The sequence below is a fragment of the Flavobacterium sp. 1 genome (assembly GCF_002797935.1).
Taxonomy (GTDB): Bacteria; Bacteroidota; Bacteroidia; order Flavobacteriales; family Flavobacteriaceae; genus Flavobacterium.
The window spans coordinates 3,212,398-3,231,903 of sequence record NZ_PGER01000001.1; the positions used below are offsets into that span (position 1 = coordinate 3,212,398).

Below are 19,506 nucleotides of genomic sequence, written 5' to 3' on the forward strand. Positions count from 1 at the left end.
ATAGCATACCGTCTCATCTTTGCAGTGTTAATTTAAAACAGCGCAAAAATGAAGAACAGTATCTCAACAGTATTTTTAACAATTTTAATTTTATTTAATATGGAAACACAAGCACAAAGTTTCAAAACTATCGAAACTAAAGATTTAAAACTTCAAGTTTACAATGCATCAGAAAACAGTTTTGGTGTAGCATCGGTAATCGTATCGGGGAAAACAGATGCGGTTTTGATTGACGCACAATTTACTTTGGCGGATGCCGAAAAAGTAGCACAGGAAATTAAAGCAAGCGGCAAAAAACTAACTGCTATTTTTGTTTCTCACGGTGATCCAGATTTTTACTTCGGACTGGAAGTATTCAAAAAATATTTCCCTGAAGTTACTGCTTATGCTTCACCTGCAACAGTAGAACATATTAAGGCTACTGCTCAAAAGAAATTAGAAGTTTGGGGCGAAAGATTGGGTAAAAACATTACGTCAAACGTTATTTTACCTCAGGTTTTAAAAGGAAACAGTATTGAATTGGAAGGTCAGAAATTAGAAATAATTGGTTTGGAAGAGTTCCCGAATAAAACTTTTGTATGGATTCCTTCTATAAAAGCAGCTGTTGGCGGAATCAATGTTTTTGGAACTACTTTTCATCTTTGGATGGCAGATGCACAAACTGCTGATGCCCGCAAAAGCTGGATTTCAGTTTTAGATAAAATTACAGCTTTGAAACCTGAAATTGTAATTCCTGCCCACGCCAATTCAAATTCTCCATTTGATATAACTTCAATAAATCAGACCAAAAGTTACATTCAATTCTATGAAGAAGCTTTGAAAACCAATAAAACTTCGGAAACTTTAATTTCAGCTTTGAAAACAAAATACCCAACGCTTACTTTTGAAACTGCCTTAATGATAGGCGCAAAAGTAAATACTGGAGAAATGAAATGGTAAAATTAATAATTTACAGCCTGACGATACTTTTGGTATTATCAGGCTGTTCTTTAAATAAAAAGAGAATGACAAATCTTGAAATTATAAAAAGTACTTACGAAGGAAAAACTTCGGAAGAAAACGGTAAAAATTTAGCTAAATATGTAGCTGATAACATTTCCTGGACAGAAGCAAAAGGTTTTCCGTATGCAGGAACTTATATAGGTTTGGATAACGTAACCAAAAATGTTTTTAGCCGATTAGGAAGCGAATGGATTGATTATAAATTTACCCCCGAAGATTATGTTGCCAGCGATGATAAAGTCGTTGCTTACGGAACATATACCGGCACTTATAAAATCACTGGCAAATCATTTACAGCCAGAGTAGCTCACGTTTGGAAATTAAAAGACAGCAAAATTATTAGTTTCGAGCAGTTTGTAGACAGTCAGCCTGTAAATGATGCCACAAAATAAAAGATTGAAAATAAATCAATTACAATCTATAATATAAAAAAACAGAACCAACAAAAAAAATATTTTTGTTGGTTCTGTTTTAAAAATTAAATTAGTAAAATAAAAAACGGTGTCTGCTTTTTAATAAATACTGGTAGCCGCTTCCTTCCCTTTTTCTTTTTGATCTGCCAAAATTGATTTCAAAATTTCAGGATTCTTTATAGCTTCAGGATTAAATGAGGCACTGTTCATATAATTTAGTATCGAAATCAGCATCTGTTTGGCAACAGAACGTTTATCCAAATCGTTGCATAAATCGAAAGACGCTATAACCAATTTTCCCGACCCTACGCTTCCTTCAAAAAGCGAAGCTAATTTACGGTTATTGGCAAAGTTGTCAACCATTTCAACAATAGGATTTCCTCCTACTATACCGTCCGTAATAATCGTTGTTGAGTTTACGTTTAAATCCCACCACTGCCAATCTGTATTCATATCTGTTGGAAAATCGGCCAAAGCCTTATGCGATGGATTACACAACACTCCCATCGTTCCTGCCTGTTTAGGGAAATGAACAGGACTCCAGAATACAGGAACAAATTTTCCTTCGATACCCTTGATTTTCTTCCAATCGGGATTTAACAATACTTTTTTACCGGCACTAAGCAATTTGTAGGCTTCATCCAGACTACGGGTGTAAACTACTTTTCCGTAATCAATAGTTTGCTTTTGCGGATAAACCCAAATATTCCATTGGTTTCTATAACTTGTTCCTTTCAGATTTACTTTGATTGTTAGTTTCGATGCTTTTGTTATTTTCTGAAGGCTTTCATTCAAATCTAATATTTTATGATTGTATCCAATTGCAATTGTTGCTTTAGTGCTGCCTGAAGCTATCACTGAATTATCATCAGAAATACTCCATTCTATTTCCTGATTATTTAAACTGATATCGGAATAATTACTTACATCTAAAGAAGCCGTAAAAGATTCATTGTTTGTATATGTTGCTTTAGAAAAACGCATAAGCGGAACAACCGGAGCTGAAAACTGCCTGAATTCTTCTGCTGAAATCAACCCTTTACTATCCCAAAAAGCATCCAGTAAACCTACTAAAGCTGTTCCCTGACCTGGAAAATCATGCAGATCCAATAATTGAAAACCACTGATTCCTGCTGTTTTCAAAGCTCGTTCTATTTCTTCTTTATAAAGTATTACAGCCAATTTTCCTGAAGCCTTAGTATAATCGGCTGCTTTGCTGATTAATCCTTTTCGTTCTAAATCTTCTTTAACCGATTTAAAATTGATGGGATCTAAAACTCCTGTGTACTTAGAAATCTCATCTATTTTCGGGTAAACAGCATACTGCCCTATTTCATGCGTAATCAAAGGCACAGTCATTCCTTCTACAGAAGCGACATAATCTTTATTGAATGTTGGTGATTCGCTGTTAAAAACGCCTTGACCGCGAACCCAGCCTTTTTTAGTCCATTGCGTAATAAAGAAATCATCTTCGGTCTCGGGCCAAACGCCATGTTCTTTTTCGAAAGTAAAAGAAGTTGTAGTGTACAAATGTCTGCTATCTTTAGCTTTTAGACTATTCATCAATTTGGTCAAAACCGTCATATCTCCTTGTAACTCATTCCCCATAGACCACATACAAAAGGAAGGATGATTGCCATATTCATCTATCATACGCTGGGCTTCTGCATATAAGAAGTCAGTTGTTTTTTGATCTTCTCCTATTTTTAGCGTCCAAACCGGCAATTCCACTTGAAGATAAAATCCCATTTCATCTGCTACTTCGAATGCAGCTTCCGGAGGACACCACGAGTGAAAACGCAGGTGGTTTAATCCCCAGTTTTTAGCAGTTCCAAATACTTTTCTCCAGCCTTCTTTGTCCATTGGCGCATGCCCAGTAAGCGGGAAAATATCACATTCCAGCGTTCCTCTTAAAAACACAGGCTGATCATTAATCGTCAAAACTGATCCTTTTTTAGAAAAACTGCGCATTCCAAAATCGGCAGAAATCTGAGATTGATTTTTTTCCGCCTTTAGTTCCGCTTTTAATTCATATAACTCAGGAGAAAACTCACTCCAAAGTTTTACATCTTTGCCCATATCATAATCAACAGCAACAACAGATTCTCCTGCTTTGATTTGAATCTCTTTTTGAAACGCTTCAACTGCAATTTTGCTTTTTTTATTTACAGCAGTAATCGTTAAAACTCCTTTTGCTGATTTTGTTGTATTGTTATTAAGCCTAAATTCCAATTTTGCTTTTCCTGCACTGACATCCGGTTTTACCTGTAGATTGGCAATACGAATAGCATCAAAAGCTTCGATTTCCATCTTGCCAATAATTCCGTTCCAAATAATCTGCGTTTCATTGGTATAAGCATGCGCCATATTATCTACGCTGATATCAAATTGTTTCCGATTGTCCAAACGAATCGTTATGCGGTGCGTTTTTCCGGCTGTTAGATATTTCGAAAGATCAAAATAATGAGGAGCGATAAGGCTGTTTTGTTCTGTTTCGACTTCTTTTCCATCAATCCAAACCTTTGTTTGCCAAATTACACGCTCCAGCTTCAATATAAATTCTTTTCCTTTCCAATTATCAGGCACCGTTATCTCACGAGTGTACCAAGCAGCACCCAGATAACTGTTTTTTCGGGTCAAATGACTCATTTGAAGTTTCTCTAAACTTGGCTTTAACTTATTAGCCACTCCAAGACCTGCATCATCTGTAGTCCCAGGTAATTTCATTAGCTGTTTAAAAGCCATATTCTGCCAACCATTTTTAAGTCCAATATCAGTGCTGTCTAACTGAACGGTCCAGTCGCCGGCTATATTCATTACCAGTTTATCTCCAGAATTCCATGAAGAGAGGAGAACTAATAACAAAACAGCTGTTATGATATGTTTGATTTTCATTTGATTAAATTTTATAATTAAACATTTTGTTTGATTATCAAGATGATATTATAGTAAAAACTGTTAATTGTATATAGATAATCTTATTTAAACACATAGAAACATAGTTTTTGTAAGCTCAAAAATAGGCGTTTCACTTATATCTAAAAGACACATAGTTCTAGCTATGTGGAAGAAATGTATTTCTTTTTTATATACTTTTTCAATAAATAAAAATCTATGTTTCTATGTGTTTAATCATTACAACTAACCAGTTGAGGGAACTTTCTATTTACGAAAGGTCTGTTTATTACTATCTAATTGTTTTACTTTTTGATAATATATCTCAGATTCAAATTCATTTCCTAGTCCGCTGTGTCCTAAAGCCATCACATAATAGCAATGCACCTGATTACGAATATTTAAATCATCATCCCAAATGGCCAAATCCGGAAGTGAAACTGCAAAATAATCGATTCTGGACTTTTCGAACAAATATTTTTCACCATGTGCCAGCAATTTATTGAAACGGCTTCGGGCTTTATCATCATCTCCCAATTCGCGCCAAGCCAATCCCTGATAAAAAATCTTATCCGGCTGCTGATCGTTATAGAAAAATGCCTGAACAGGTTCGGAAGAGCCAAGCGTTGCCTGAATAAAATTGGCATTAGCATTTTCTAAATCACCAAGACCTTTATAGGCCAATCCTTTATAATAAAACACTTCGTTTTCTTCGGCATTTTTCAATTTGCCTTCACCTAAATTATGCGGATAAAATTCGGTTTCTTTCAGCAATTGCACTGCCTCTGCAAAACGGTTTTCTGAAATTGCAATTTTTGCCAGTTCTACTCTGCACAACGTATATTGCCCAGTTACTTTTCCTTCTCCGCCTTCCCACGGATGGAATTTTCGTTTCGAAATTAACTCTTTTGCAATAGAATATTTCCCTGTTTGATTGTAAAGCGTGATACGTTCGATACATAAATCATCGCGTTCTTCGACTAAATTTGGATATTGATTTAAAACTTCTAATCTGAATTCCGGAGATTTACCAATTTTCTTGTAAAGCTGGTCCAGCTCCATAAAGATCCTTGAATCTGTTGTGTCTAAAGCAAATGCTTTTTCCAACATTTCCTGAGCCTTAATTTTATCATTTGTCTTATTGAAATAAGCAAGTGCTAGATTTCTCAACAATGTTGGAAATTTATCATCTATGCTATGTGACAATTCCCAGCATTTTACAGCATCCTCATATTGACGGAATGCATACCAGAAATTCCCTAAATAATAAGGTGCTTTGGCGTCTTTTGGATTTAATTTAATGGCATCTTGCAAAATAGTTACTTCTTCAATTCGATTTGGAAAACACTTTTCTGGCGATTGTAAAGATGCTTTTTTATACCACTCAATTGCCTCATTTGTGTTTCCTTCCATCGAAGCAAAATAACCTAAAGCATAATATACCATCGGGTAAACCTCATCACTATCTTGTATAGATTCCTGCAATAACTGACTTGCTTCCTCAAACAATCCTGCACCTGCAAAATCCAGTGCATATTCTATATATCCATGTGGCCATTGGCGCATTATGGTATTCATTTCATCTAATACCGACTGCTCATTTGTAATCAAATATTTTTCAAAACGGCATCCCATATTGAAACGGTCGATTTTGATCGAATCCTCAATCCACGATAAAGCTTCCTGATTTCTGTTTAATTTTCTTAAAATAGAAGCTTTCAATTGGCGGGCTTTATGATTGTGCCAATTGCGGATAAGTGACGATTCTACTCGCTCTAAAGCTTCGGTCCATTCTCCTTTTATACTGTCAATTTGTGCCAAAGCATAAAAACCAGCATCCTGCCACGCTGCATTCCAAGTCGATTTAAAAAGAGAATTATAAGCATCATCGAATTTCCCTTGTAATTTCAAGCAATAACCCAGATTGTATAAAGGTTCACCGTCAATCGGATTTGGATTTCTCTCTGTCAAGACCTCAACTGCGGTTTTAAAATAGGCTTCGGCTTTTTCAAACTGTCCTCTTCTCAACATCAAAAGACCAACAGCATTATTACATCTTACATCTCTAGAATCTCTGCTCAAGGCTTCCAAATAATAATCAAGCGGATTGTAAGTTGCGTGTCTGTATTGCTCTAAATGTAATCCAGTTAAATACAATTGCTCCATAGACGCAATATCTTTTGGATCCAGCGCTGCTTTTGCAGGATCTGGAACAGGCTTTATTTCGGCTTTTTCTTCCTGATATTGAACCAAAATTTTTCCGTTAGAAGTATAAACTGTAAAAACTAAATTTTCTGATTTGATATCTCCAATTAAAACTCTCTTTTTATACGGATTTACAGGAGATATGGTGATTTCATCCTGAAACAAAACAGTATTTTCTTTGTTTTTTAGTTCTATTTTTAAGTTCTCATAAAGACTTGTTGTGTACAAAACCAGATCAGCATCGTTCCCTTCTACTTCAATGTTTATGATCGCATCTTTTGTGGCATTTTTTACATAACCCACTTCGGCATACGGCATAAAATACTGCACCCAAGACTTCTCTTCATAGGCTTGAAGCCAAGAAAAATCAGGCTGGTTGTCTGTAAAAACTCCCGTCATTAATTCGATATACGGACCGTCTTTGTCTGTTAGATTTCTATCCCAAGCAAGACCAAAATCGCCGTTACCCCAAGTCCATTGTTTTTTACCCGGAGAAACATGATGATTGGCAACATGCAGTAATCCTGCCTGTACATTATCTTCATAACCTCCCACAAAATTATATTTGGACTGCACTGCCATATAAGATGTTGGCACCGGAATATTTTTATATTTCGAAATATCGACACCAGCGGAATAATCTTGTTTATAATATTCGCCAGTTGCTATCGGAAATTTAGATACATCTCTTTTTCCGTGGTCAAAAACGGCGTTTACATCCGGCGGAAATACTGATTTGTAACCATCGTTTACTACAACCGCAGGATTTGCCCACCAAAGGAATGTTTGTGGAAACGCTGTACGATTGTATATTTTTACTTTAATCTCAATATAAGCCTTATCAGGATGAAGCGTAAATCCCTGCATTCCTTTGGTTCTAAACATTCTTTCCACTTCATTGCACCAAATGGTTTTGCTTCCGTCTTCGTTTTCTTCGATGCTGTAATCTGTTGGCAAAAAGGTGCTTGGGCGGTGATGCTGAGGCCAGTTGAACTCTATTCCGCCAGAAATCCAAGGCCCTGTAAGCCCTACAAGAGCAGGTTTAATTACTTGATTGTAATACACAAAATGACGCTGTTTTACTTTATCATACGCCATGTGAACACGACCTCCTAATTCCGGCAGAATCATTATTTTTATGTATTTGTTTTCTAAAAATAAAGCGTGATAGGACTTATCAAACTTTTCATCAGATAATTTTTCAACCACAGGATAGGGATATACTGCTCCAGAACTTCCCTGATACACTCGTTTTTCAAGAAATATTGGATTCTTTTCTTCCTCGCCAATTTGGTACGTAGGCAGTAAAACATCTTCTTCCCAAACGCGTACCACGCCGTCTTCGTTGACGGTTGATTGTATCAAATAAGCCGTGATTTTTTCGTCCTGCACGTTTTCATTTATTGATTGTCCCGAAAGTAAATCTTCATTAATTATATTGGATTGATTTACATCTAAAATTATATTCTTCATCTTGTTTTACTATATTATTTTGTCAATTCATTTTCAATTTCCTCTAGTGATTTTCCTTTCGTTTCAGGCAGATAGGCACGAAGGAAAAGATACCCAAGTAAGCATACAAATCCGTAAAGCCAGAATGTACCATAAGATCCCAGACTGCTGTTTAATAATGGAAAAGTATAAGTTAGAATAAAGCAAGCTGTCCAAAGTGAGAAAGTGGATACCGCCATTGCCATTGCACGTATTTTTGTCGGGAATATTTCAGAAAGAACCACCCAGGTAATAGGTGCCAATGTCATTGCATAACATGAAATTGCGGCTATTACAAGGCTTAAAACTGCAATACCTGTTACTTCAAAATAATAACAAGCGCCTAATAAAGCATATATAGAAGCCAACCCAATTGATCCGAAAAGCATTAATGTTCTTCTTCCTAATCTATCTACAAAATACATCCCTACGAATGTGAAGATTACATTCGTCAAACCCGTAATAACGATATTGAATAAAATATCCGAAACGCCATAACCTGCAGCTGAAAATATTTCTTGGGCATAATTAAAAATCACGTTAATACCGCACCATTGCTGAAAGGCAGCGATAACAATTCCCAATAAAAGAATTTTAGGCATTTTACCATCGAAAAGCATTTTATAATTCACTTTTTCTTTGACAACACCAACTCTTGATTTTAGCTGTTCTATTTGTTCTAATGCAAAGGCACTTCCCCCAATTTTTGAAAAGATAGATGCTGCTTTATCATATTTATATTGACTGGCAAGCCATCTCGGGCTTTCGGGTATAACTAATATCAAGGCAAAAAATGCAACAGACGGCACAGCACCAGCCCAAAACATGTATCTCCAGCCCCATTGTCCGTTCCAAGAATTTAAAATATCCTGACCTCCTACAATTGGGTCTGCAATTAACCAATTTACGATCTGAGCCGCCAGTATCCCTATAACAACTGTTAATTGATTGATAGAAACAAATTTCCCTCTGGATTCAGCAGGCGCAATCTCGGCTATATACATGGGTGAAAGATTGGATGCAATACCAATACCAACACCGCCAACAACTCTCCACACAATAAACCACTCAATAGTATCGACCATTCCTGTGCCTGTTGCAGCCAGCGTAAAAAAGAGGGAAGCAACAATCATTAAAGGTTTTCTTCCGTATTTATCAGACAAACTTCCCGAAATCATTACTCCCAACAAACATCCCAAAATGGCGCTACCCATTACCCATCCCTGCATCGAAGGAGAATTGGTAATATTAAAAAAAACTTCATAAAAAGGTTTTGCACCCCCAATTACGACCCAGTCATATCCAAACAGCAATCCGCCCATCGCTGAAACTAATGCAATAAAAAGCAGATAGGAAGAATTATACTTACTCATATTTTTAATTTTTAAATTAATTTAACATTACAAATATCGTTACTCCATTTGGGTGCAAAAATGTAATATTTATGCAAAACATGTATAAAATAACTATTTAGAAGAAATCAATGTTATACTAAAAATAATAAAACATCTTTTTTATGATAAATGTATTTTTTTTGGATTATAATAAACATAAACTGCCTCAAGAATAAAGACAATATCTGACTAAAGCAATCAATTCTGGTCAACATTAAACTATACAATTACAGAATATGTAAATTCTCACGGTTGAGATAAATTTATAGTTAATCGTATTATTTCTTAAATTTGATTTTTAATACTTCTAAAATGATTTCATTTTTGACTAATTTATAATTTGACATGGATCATATAGCTGATGGTTTTAAAGGTGAAAGAGCAATCGTCGTACCTTATAGCATACGTAATTTTCAATCGGGGAATGAATTGACAAAAAATGCATTCATTACTCATATTGGTTATTATCCTAATGCAAAATATCATTTTAGAAAAAGGTCAAAAGGCGCACTTGAAAATATCCTTATTTACTGTGAAAACGGAAAAGGATTTATAACTCTTGAAAATGAGCAGTTTTCGCTTACTAAAGATCAGGCTTTTATCATTCCTGCACACAAAGCGCATAGTTACGAAGCAGAAATATCAAAGCCTTGGAGCATCTATTGGTTACATTTTAAAGGAACTTCAAACTCTTTACACGCTTCTGTTTCCGGAAAAATTTTAAATCTAAACGACAGCAGATCAGCCGACAGATTAAACCTGTTCGAGGAAATTTATCAAAATCTGGAAATGGGTTTTAATCCTGACAATCTGGAGTATTCGAGTATTTGTTTACAGCATTTTTTAGCAAGCCTAAAATATACTGATCAATTTTTAAAAATAAAAACGGCAGACGCAGAGGTTTTAGATGTTATACCACTGAGTATTATTTATATGAAAAATAATTTGACAGCAAAAATCACACTTCATGATATTGCACAGTATGTTGGTTATTCGAGTTCCTATTTTGGGGCTTTGTTTTTAGAGAAAACATCTTTTACTCCCATGGATTATTATAACCAATTAAAAATCCAGAAATCCTGTTCGCTTTTGCAGTTCAGCACCATGAAAATAAAAGAAATTGCTTATCATTTAGGGTATTATGATCCATTCCACTTCTCAAAATCTTTTAGACTGGTAATGGAAATATCACCTAGAGAATACCGACTTAGATACAAAAATCAAGTGTAATCAGCTTTATCGTGCATTAATCAACTATCAACCATACAAATCACAAAAGTGGTTTTTTCGTCATCGTTCCTGTATGCCAAATAACCGCCATGAGCTTCCGCAATGTTTTTGGATAAGGTCAGCCCAATTCCGGCACCTTCTTTTCGGGTGGTAAAAAATGGCAGGAATATTTTGCTTTCAATTTCTTTTTCTATGCCTTTTCCATTATCAGTAATCATGACAAAAACTCTCTTTTCTTTGACTTCTGCCGAAATAATAATCTGTTTATTCAGCATTTCTTTCAAAGTATAAATACAATTCGTTAAAAGATTAATCAATACCTGCTCCATTTGCTGCGGATCAATATTTAGCCTGCGGTCGAAAGCAATCTTGTTTATAACTTCTATTTGCTCTTTTTTAAACAAAGGAGCCATAATCTGCAGACTGTTTTCAATCCATTTTGACAGTTCTACAATTTCTTTTTTTGGCGAAGGCAGCATGGCTAGTTTGCGGTAACTTTCTACAAACTGCTGTAAATGATCGCTTCGCCTAAGCATCGTGGCAACACTGCTTTTCATATCGTCCAAATCTTCTGCCGAAATGGTTTCCTGCTGTACTAAGTCCTGCAGATTCTGAGAAAGTGACCGAATCGGAGTTATTGAATTCAACAGTTCGTGCGAAATCACTTTCATCAGATTGACCCAAGCTTCTTTCTCTTTTTTCTCAATTACATTTTGAATTGAGTCAAGTAAAACAATAAAATAATCCCGATTATAAATTTCGCTTCTCGAAGTCTGCATCACAAATGTTTGAGTGTCTTGCTGATTGACACGTATCTCTAATGACGTTTTAATTTCCTGAAAATTCTGCTCCTCAATAATTTCGCATAGCGAAGGCAAATGATTTTTTAAATACTGCCATTTGGAAACTTTTGGCACATCAAAATGTTTGGAAAAATAATCATTCATTAAAAAAATACTCCAATCCGTTTCTTCCTTTTGCAGAATAATAATTCCTGTTTCGATGTTATTTAAAATAGAACGGTAGACAATTTCTTTTGAAACCTGTTCGTTTTCTTTGCTTTTCAAAGTTTCATACAGCTTGAATAAACTGGAATAATTTTGATACGATTTATGTTTGGAAAAATCGGAGGTAAAATCATTTTGCAAAATCGAAGTAATCGTTCTGTCATAAAGCAGAAAAGCATTTTGGACGTAAAAATACATTTCAATAATGAGCAGAAAAATTATAATCAGGCAAAATACAGCAGTAAAAACCAATCCTTTTTGGAAAAAAAAGATCGAAATTCCTGTACCCGAAAGAATAATAATCAATCGAAGAAAAAGAAGCTGGTATATTTTTAACGATTTATGCATACTAATCGGTGCTGATGTTATATTTCTCTAAACGGCGGTACAATGAAGCTCTTGACAATCCTAATTCTTCGGCAGTTTTGCTGATGTTATTATTGTTCTTAAAAAGGATTTTTTCGATAGCGGTTTTTTCGACAGCCGACAGCTGCATATCGTCTTGATTATCCTCGTAAGCAGTTATTTGTTCCAAATCCAAATCGGAAACAGTAATAAGATTGTTCTCGCAAAGAATCACGGCACGCTCTATTCGGTTTTCCATTTCCCGGATGTTCCCGTTCCAAGCGTGTTTTGCTATTTGTTCCAATGCTTTTTCGTAGAAAGTGATTTCGTCACGTGAATATTTATCAATCATTTTTTGCAGAAGATACTCCGCCAAAGGAATTTTGTCTTCATTTCGTTCCCGCAATGGAGGCAGCACAATTTCCATAGTGTTGATGCGATAATACAAATCTTCTCTAAAATTTTTATCGGTAACTTCCTGTTTCAAATTCAAGTTGGTGGCAGTAATAATACGGACATTTAGTGGTCTCACTTTTGATTCGCCCAATCGAGTTACTGTTTTGGTTTGAATAACCTGCAGGAGTTTTGATTGTAAATGCAACGGAACATTTCCTATTTCATCCAAAAAAATGGTCCCGTTTTGAGCCATTTCAAAACGTCCGGGAGTATCCGTTTTTGCATCGGTAAAAGCGCCTTGGACATAACCAAATAATTCGCTTTCAAATATATTCGAATTCAGTGAACCCAAATCAACATGAATGAAGGGACTATTTTTTCGCTCTGATTGAAGATGAATATGATGTGACAAAACAAATTTACCAGTTCCGTTTTCGCCAAGTATTAAAACATTGGCATCAGTTTTGGCCACTTTATCAGCAAGTGAATAGGCTTTTTTTATAACCTCTGAATTGCCAACGAAAAAATCATCAGAACTTTCAATAACATTAGGTTTCTTTTGCTCTTTCCGGCTTTTATCAACAGCCTGTTTTACAACGCTGAGCAATTTTTCGTTTTCCCAAGGTTTTAAAATATAATCAAAAGCGCCCGATTTTAAGCCTTCAACAGCTGTTTCAACTTTACCAAAAGCTGTCATCAAAATAACGACAGTTTTTGGCGAAAGTGTTTTTATTTCTTTTAACAAATACAAACCTTCCCTCCCATCTTCAAATCCTATTCTATAATTCATATCGAGCAAAACCACATCAATAGTGTTTTTTGCTAATAATTCAACCACATTTTTCGGGTTATTGAGTGTAAAAATGTTTTCAAAATGCTTTTTAAGGAGCATTTTGGAAGCAAAAAGAATATCTTCCTGATCGTCTATAACTAAAATTGAGGCGTTGGTCTTTTTCATTCGTGGCTAATATTTGTTTTTTTTCTGTAAATGGTATCGTTTTTCATCATTTTGAATTTCAATTTGGAATTAAAACGATTTCATCACTGTTCGGTTTCGGACAAAAGGTGTTCGATAATGAACACTTTAAAAATTCGATTAAAAATAAAGTCTTAAAAATAAAAGAATTACAATGTTTTAATTTTTGGCACGATTATCACTTTAGGTTAATCAAATCATCAGAAATGGACACTATAATTACACGTAAAACTAACAAAAATAAGTATCTTTTAATCGGTTTGCCAATTATCTTACTCTTCGGATATTTTGTCTTTACTTCCGCAACCAAGAAAAGAAGTCTTACAATAAAGAAAGACGAAATCACTATCAAGACAGTTGAGAATGATTTTTTTGAAGATTTCATGTCTTTTCAGGCAAAAGCGGTTCCTTTAAATTCAATGTTGGTTAACATCATTGAAGGCGGAGCGGTTCAGGAAATATTTGTCGAAAATGGAGACATTGTTATCAAAGGACAACCGTTGGCAAGACTTTACAATCCCAACGCAGAACTGGCGTACATGCAACAGGAAACAGCGATTATCGAACAAATCAATAATCTGAACAAAGCCAAACTCGATTTGAGAAATCAGGAGCTGAATTTAGAAAAAGACTTAATTGCTATAGAACACGATTATTTGGATGCCAAAAATTTATACGATTTGAACAAGAAACTTTTTGAACAGGAAATACTTTCTAAAAACGAATGGGAGAAAACCAATGAGAATTATCGCTTTCAAAAAGAACGAATGAATATTATCAAGCAAAGTGTCAGCAAGGAAAAACTAGCGAATCAAATTCAGATTGGGCAACTTAACCAATCGATTGGTATCATGAACAAAAGTCTGGACATATTGAGAACGAACAAAAAGAATTTCTTAATCACCGCACCTATATCAGGAAGGCTTTCATCATTTGAACCGATATTGGGAAAAACCTATTCACAAAACACGAGCATCGGTTTTATAGATGATATGAAAGGCTATAAATTAATGGCCGATGTGGATGAATTTTATTTGGACAAAATTTCGGAAAAACAAAAAGGAACGGTAAATTTTGACAACAAAACTGTTGCAGTTCAAATAACCAAAGTAATTCCTGAAATTAAAAACGGAAGGTTTCAAGTGGAATTGGATTTTGTTTCTTCCGAAAAACTGGATTTGAAACAAGGATTGAGTTTTGGTGTAAAATTAAATCTATCAGAAAAAACAAAAATCAAAGTACTTTCAAAGGGAAGTTTTTATGAAGAAACAAATGGAAAATGGATTTTTGTAGTCAGCGGAAACAAAGCAGAAAGAAGAGAAATCAAACTAGGGAGAGAAAACCCATTATATTATGAAGTACTTGGTGGATTGAAGGCTGATGAACGAGTAATTACTTCATCCTATAAAGATTATAAACAGGTAGAGGTTTTGAATTTCGAATAAAGAGTAAAATAAAACCTGTTGGGTGTAATATATAAAAGCTTAATTAAACACATAGAAGCATAGATTTTTTTATGTGTCAAGGAACACAAAAAGAAATACATTTCTTTCGCATAGCTGGCTATGTGTGTCTAAAATAAGTGAAACGCCTACTTTTTAGATCATAAAATCTATGCTTCTATGTGTTTAAAATAATTGCACCCAACAGGTTAAAAATAAATAATTATATAAAGTATCATCAATCAAAAAACGAATAATATTATGATTCAAATTAAAAACCTTTCAAAAGTATTTAGAACCGAAGAAGTAGAAACAATGGCATTGAGTGAAGTTTCACTAACCATTAATCAGGGCGATTTTGTATCCATCATGGGACCTTCGGGAAGCGGAAAATCAACTTTATTGAATATTGTAGGATTGCTGGACAGTGCCTCCAATGGAAGTTATCAATTACTGCATCAAGAAATGATTGGGCTGAAAGAGAAAGAAAAATCGAAAGCGAGAAAAGAAAATATTGGCTTTATTTTTCAAAATTTCAATCTGATTGACGAATTATCAGTTTATGACAATATCGAACTGCCATTGATTTACAATAAAGTTCCTTCTTCGGATAGAAAGAAAAAAGTAGAAGCAATTGCCTATAAATTAGGAATTTCACACCGATTAAAACATTATCCACAACAGCTTTCTGGAGGACAGCAACAACGTGTTGCCGTTGCCAGAGCTTTGATCAATGACCCTAAAATCATTCTTGCCGATGAACCTACAGGAAATCTGGACAGTAAAAATGGAAACGAAGTGATGGAATTACTTACCGATTTACATACTAATGGGGCGACAATTTTGATGGTTACACACTCAGATTATGATGCTTCTTTTTCCCAAAAAACGATTCATATGAAAGATGGAATAATCCTTTCTGAAAAAATGAATAGTCGTAATGTTGATGTTTTAATTAGCCAATAAATCCAGAAAATCATGATAAAAAATTGGATAAATATATTTTTGTACCACACAAAGAACAATAAGTTTTTTACAGCTTTAAACATTTTGGGTTTGAGTATTGGAATCGCGGGATTAATTTTTGCGTTGCTGTATTGGAATGACGAACAGAGTTACAACGAATGGAATCCAGAGAAAGACAAAGTCTATCAGGTTTTGGTCGATATTGGAGATAACGAAGCAGGAACAAATACTCCAGTTACCATTGAACCATTCTTAAAAAATGAGCCTAATATTGAAAAGATGATGTACTGCGAAAATTGGTACGAATCCCCACTTTATAAATATAAAGACAAAAAAATAATTATTCAAAAATTGTTTAACGCTCAAAATAATTTCTTTGATTTTTTTCCTTTCGATTTTCTTCAGGGAAATCCAAAAACCGTATTACAAAATGAAAACAGTATTGCTATGAAAAAAGAAACGGCAATACAATTTTTTGGAACTGAAAATCCAATCGGAAAACAAATTCAATATGAAGATCAAATTCTAACCGTAACCGCTGTATATAAAATTGCTGGTAATTCATCGATTGCTCCTGATGCAGTAGTGAACAATATGAAAAGAAGGATTAATCTAGATAAAGACAATTGGGGAAATTTTAATAATGGTTGGTTTATCAAGTTAAAAGACCCTTCAAAAGCGAATGAAATTTCGAAAAAAATCACTTCAATTTACTATCAAAATAAAATAGTTAAAGAAGCAAAAGGAGAAGGAATCAGTCCAAAAGAATTTGAATCAAAATATGGACATTTTAATTTCATATTAGAACCTCTTTCAGTTTCCAGATTACACTCTAAAGGTCAAGGAATGCCTGAAGGGAATGGGAATTACCAATTTCTACTGATAATGGTTGGATTGTCTATTTTAATTTTGATATTATCTATAGTCAACTATATCAATCTGGCAACAGCAAATGCTATTCGCCGAGCCAAAGAAGTAGGTGTACGAAAAATTGTTGGTGCTTCAAAAGCTGAAATAATCAAACAGTTTTTGTTTGAAACTATAATTACTGTTTCGATTTCTATTTTGCTGGCATTAGTTATTGTTGAACTGTCATTACCATATTATAATGAGTTTTTAGATAAAAAATTAATCATTTATGGAAATCAATTTTATCTCCAAACTATATTCATTTTTATAATTACTGTAATTTGTGCGGGCGTTTTTCCAGCAATATATGTATCTAATTTTGAAACTTTAAAAGTATTGAAAGGGAATTTTGGTAGAAATAAAAGTGGTGTCTGGCTTCGGAACGGAATGTTAATTCTACAATTTAGCATTGCTTCCTTCTTTATTATCGGTTCATATATTGTGTACGAGCAAGTACGTTATCTAGCCAATAAAAACTTAGGTTTTTCAGGGGAACAGGTTTTAGAAATTTTTTATTACAAACCAGAAGCCATCCGCAATGCAAAAAATTCAGAACAACAGATATTTGATCGATACACAACTATCAAAAATGAAATTTCAAAAATAAAAGGAGTAGAGCAAGTAGCAACAGGAGCATTCAAATTTGGCGGAGGAAATGATTCTTCTTCGAGTTTTAGTTATAAAGGCAATAATATTCAAGGTCAAAATTTGGCAGTTGATTTTGGTATGCTTGAAATGATGAAAATTGAAATGGCACAAGGCCGTTATATGAATCCAAAAATTGCTTCAGATACTATAAATTCGATGATGGTCAATGAAACAGCTTTGAAGATAATGAACGAGAAAAATCCAATTGGTAAAATTGTCGATTGGAATGGTAATAAACTCAAAATTATTGGTGTCGTAAAAGATTTCAGCCTTTATAATCCACAAGGAAAGGTACCTCCAATGGTCTTTTTTCACTTCAAAACAATTGGCTGGATGATTGGAAATATTCAACATATCTACGTAAAAGTGAAAGCTGAAAATACAGAGCAGACTATTGCAGATATTGAAAAATTCTGGACTAAAAATGTCGATTCAGATTATCCATTTCAGTATGATTTTATTGACAAAAGTTATATGCGAACCTACAAAACATACGTAAAGCAAAAAAATCTTTTCTCTTTATTAAATGTCATTGTAATTATCATTGCCCTTTTCGGGTTATTCGCTTTGGCTTCCTATTCCATAGAAAGACGTATGAAAGAAATTGCTATTCGAAAAACACTTGGCGCTGAAACTAATGCTCTACTTACAGAACTCTCAAAGCAATATATCATTTTTAGTCTAATTGGATTTCTGATTGCTCTATTTCCAGTGTATTATTTACTTAATAAATGGTTAGAGAATTTTGCGAATAGAATTGATATTTCTATTTATCCGTTTATAATTGGTTTCATTGCCTTACTGTCACTAACATTATTGGTAGTGCTTTCAAAAGCGTATCAGGCAACAAGAGTTGATGTTTTGAAATATTTGAAATATGAATAGGAAAATAGTTTTAACAGGCACCTTTATACTATTTTGTGCTTTGGCAAGTGGCCAGGAAAATTTCTGGTCACTTACAAAGTGTATGGAAATGGCTTTGCAGAATAATATCGAAATTAAAATCAGACAGCTCGAAATTATCAAAACGCTGAAATCTCAAAACTCCGTTTTAAACAAAATGCTGCCTGCTGTTAATTTATACGGAGATCAAGGATACAATTTTGGATCTACTATTGATCCGTCGACTAACGGAAGGGTAAGCTCTAACATTCAGAATAATAATTTTTATCTCAATGCCAAAACGAATCTGATTGATTTTAATGCTTTTGCAAATGCCAAAAAAGACAAAATCAATATTAAACTTGCCAAAGCAGAGAAAGAAGTTATAGAAAATGAATACAAACTGCAGATTTTGGAAAGCTATTATCAGGCGCTTTACACGCAGGAATTATTAAAAATCCAAAAAGAGCAACTCAAGCAAGCTTCCTTCAACTTGGACAGAGTGACCAAAGAAGTCGCCATTGGGAGTAAACCCCAAAGCGATTTGTATGATATGCAATTAAGTTTTTCGGAAGAGGAAAACCGAAATTTGGAAACCGAGCAATTATATGAAATTAAAAAAACACAATTGTTCCAGCTGATGAATGTTACTGATATTGCTACAGACAAAATACTATTGGAACCTTATTTGAAAGAAAGAACAGCAGCTGTCGAAAATGTGTCTTACAATCCCAAAATAAAGTTTGCCGAACTGAATTATCAAGGCAGTTTGAAATCGACAGGTGTAGAAAGAGCCAACAATTTGCCGGTATTATCAGCTTATTATGGGTATTCCACTTTTTATTATAGAACGCTGAATCAGACAAACGGAAATACAGACAGCTTCAAGAATCAATTAGAAAACAATCAAAATCAGCAGATTGGTCTGCAGCTGAACGTTCCTGTTTTTAACGGTTTTAGAAATAACAAAAAAATAGACGCATCTAAAATAGAAAGTGAAAAATCAAAACTGGTTATTGAGCAGGAAAAACAGCAATTGGCCAAACAGATTGTATTGGAGGAACAAAACAAAAAGAATTATTTGCAGCTTCAGAATAAATGGCTGGAGAAATTAAAATATGCCAAAGCCTCACTTGCCACAACGCAGGCCAAATTTACTAGCGGAAAAGTAGAAGCCATTTTATATTCTTCAGTGAAAAACCAATTACTGTCGGCTGAATATGAGGTGCTTAAAAATAATCTTCAGCTGCAATATATTGATCTGAAAATAAATCTGCTGAAGAGCGATAGTTTGTAATGTTAACA

12 protein-coding genes are annotated in these 19,506 nt (G+C 34.3%); 7 read left to right on the forward strand and 5 right to left on the reverse strand.

The window, feature by feature from the left end:
- Positions 1-48 precede the first annotated feature (48 nt).
- On the forward strand, positions 49-939 hold the full coding sequence (locus CLU83_RS12815) for an MBL fold metallo-hydrolase (RefSeq protein WP_100431973.1): 891 nt from the start codon (positions 49-51) through the stop codon (positions 937-939).
- Positions 933-1,394, forward strand: a complete 462-nt coding sequence (locus CLU83_RS12820) for a nuclear transport factor 2 family protein (protein WP_232727104.1) — start codon at positions 933-935, stop codon at positions 1,392-1,394. Before CLU83_RS12815 ends, CLU83_RS12820 begins: the two co-directional genes overlap by 7 nt.
- Positions 1,395-1,514: 120 nt before the next feature.
- Here CLU83_RS12820 and CLU83_RS12825 read toward each other — a convergent pair whose 3' ends face one another.
- The 3 genes from CLU83_RS12825 to CLU83_RS12835 all read right to left on the reverse strand — a co-directional run bounded on the left by CLU83_RS12825 (position 1,515) and on the right by CLU83_RS12835 (position 9,379).
- On the reverse strand, positions 1,515-4,310 hold the full coding sequence (locus CLU83_RS12825; protein ID WP_232727106.1) for a glycoside hydrolase family 2 protein: 2,796 nt from the start codon (positions 4,308-4,310) through the stop codon (positions 1,515-1,517).
- Positions 4,311-4,577: 267 nt separating this feature from the next.
- A complete protein-coding gene (locus CLU83_RS12830) occupies positions 4,578-7,988 on the reverse strand; it encodes a DUF5107 domain-containing protein (protein ID WP_100431975.1) in 3,411 nt (1,136 codons plus the stop codon).
- Positions 7,989-8,002: 14 nt separating this feature from the next.
- Positions 8,003-9,379, reverse strand: coding sequence for a sugar porter family MFS transporter (locus tag CLU83_RS12835; RefSeq protein WP_100431976.1), 1,377 nt, complete (start codon positions 9,377-9,379; stop codon positions 8,003-8,005).
- A gap of 366 nt (positions 9,380-9,745) precedes the next feature.
- On the opposite strand from CLU83_RS12835, the gene CLU83_RS12840 reads away from it, so the two are divergent.
- On the forward strand, positions 9,746-10,630 hold the full coding sequence (locus CLU83_RS12840; protein WP_100431977.1) for an AraC family transcriptional regulator: 885 nt from the start codon (positions 9,746-9,748) through the stop codon (positions 10,628-10,630).
- Positions 10,631-10,650: 20 nt separating this feature from the next.
- Here the strand turns inward: CLU83_RS12840 and CLU83_RS12845 are convergent, their stop codons facing one another.
- Both CLU83_RS12845 and CLU83_RS12850 read right to left on the reverse strand, forming a co-directional pair.
- Complete coding sequence (locus CLU83_RS12845) at positions 10,651-11,985, reverse strand: PAS domain-containing sensor histidine kinase (RefSeq protein WP_100431978.1); 1,335 nt, start codon at positions 11,983-11,985, stop codon at positions 10,651-10,653.
- A gap of 1 nt (position 11,986) precedes the next feature.
- Positions 11,987-13,336 carry a sigma-54 dependent transcriptional regulator gene (locus CLU83_RS12850; protein WP_100431979.1) on the reverse strand — a complete coding sequence of 450 codons (1,350 nt, stop codon included), beginning with the start codon at positions 13,334-13,336 and terminating at the stop codon, positions 11,987-11,989.
- Between the two features lie 224 nt (positions 13,337-13,560).
- Here CLU83_RS12850 and CLU83_RS12855 point away from each other — a divergent pair, with 224 nt between their 5' ends.
- From CLU83_RS12855 to CLU83_RS12870, 4 genes are all read left to right on the forward strand, one after another.
- The gene (locus CLU83_RS12855; protein ID WP_100433726.1) at positions 13,561-14,799 is read left to right on the forward strand and encodes an efflux RND transporter periplasmic adaptor subunit; all 1,239 of its coding nucleotides are present in this window, start codon (positions 13,561-13,563) and stop codon (positions 14,797-14,799) included.
- A gap of 258 nt (positions 14,800-15,057) precedes the next feature.
- On the forward strand, positions 15,058-15,762 hold the full coding sequence (locus CLU83_RS12860) for an ABC transporter ATP-binding protein (protein WP_100431980.1): 705 nt from the start codon (positions 15,058-15,060) through the stop codon (positions 15,760-15,762).
- A 12-nt stretch (positions 15,763-15,774) separates the two neighbouring features.
- Positions 15,775-18,204 (forward strand): ABC transporter permease, encoded by a 2,430-nt coding sequence (locus CLU83_RS12865; RefSeq protein ID WP_100431981.1) that lies wholly within the window; start codon positions 15,775-15,777, stop codon positions 18,202-18,204.
- Positions 18,197-19,498: a TolC family protein gene (locus tag CLU83_RS12870; protein WP_100431982.1), complete on the forward strand. Its 1,302-nt coding sequence runs from the start codon at positions 18,197-18,199 to the stop codon at positions 19,496-19,498. The genes CLU83_RS12865 and CLU83_RS12870 overlap by 8 nt, the downstream gene beginning before the upstream one ends.
- The last annotated feature ends 8 nt before the right edge of the window (positions 19,499-19,506 follow it).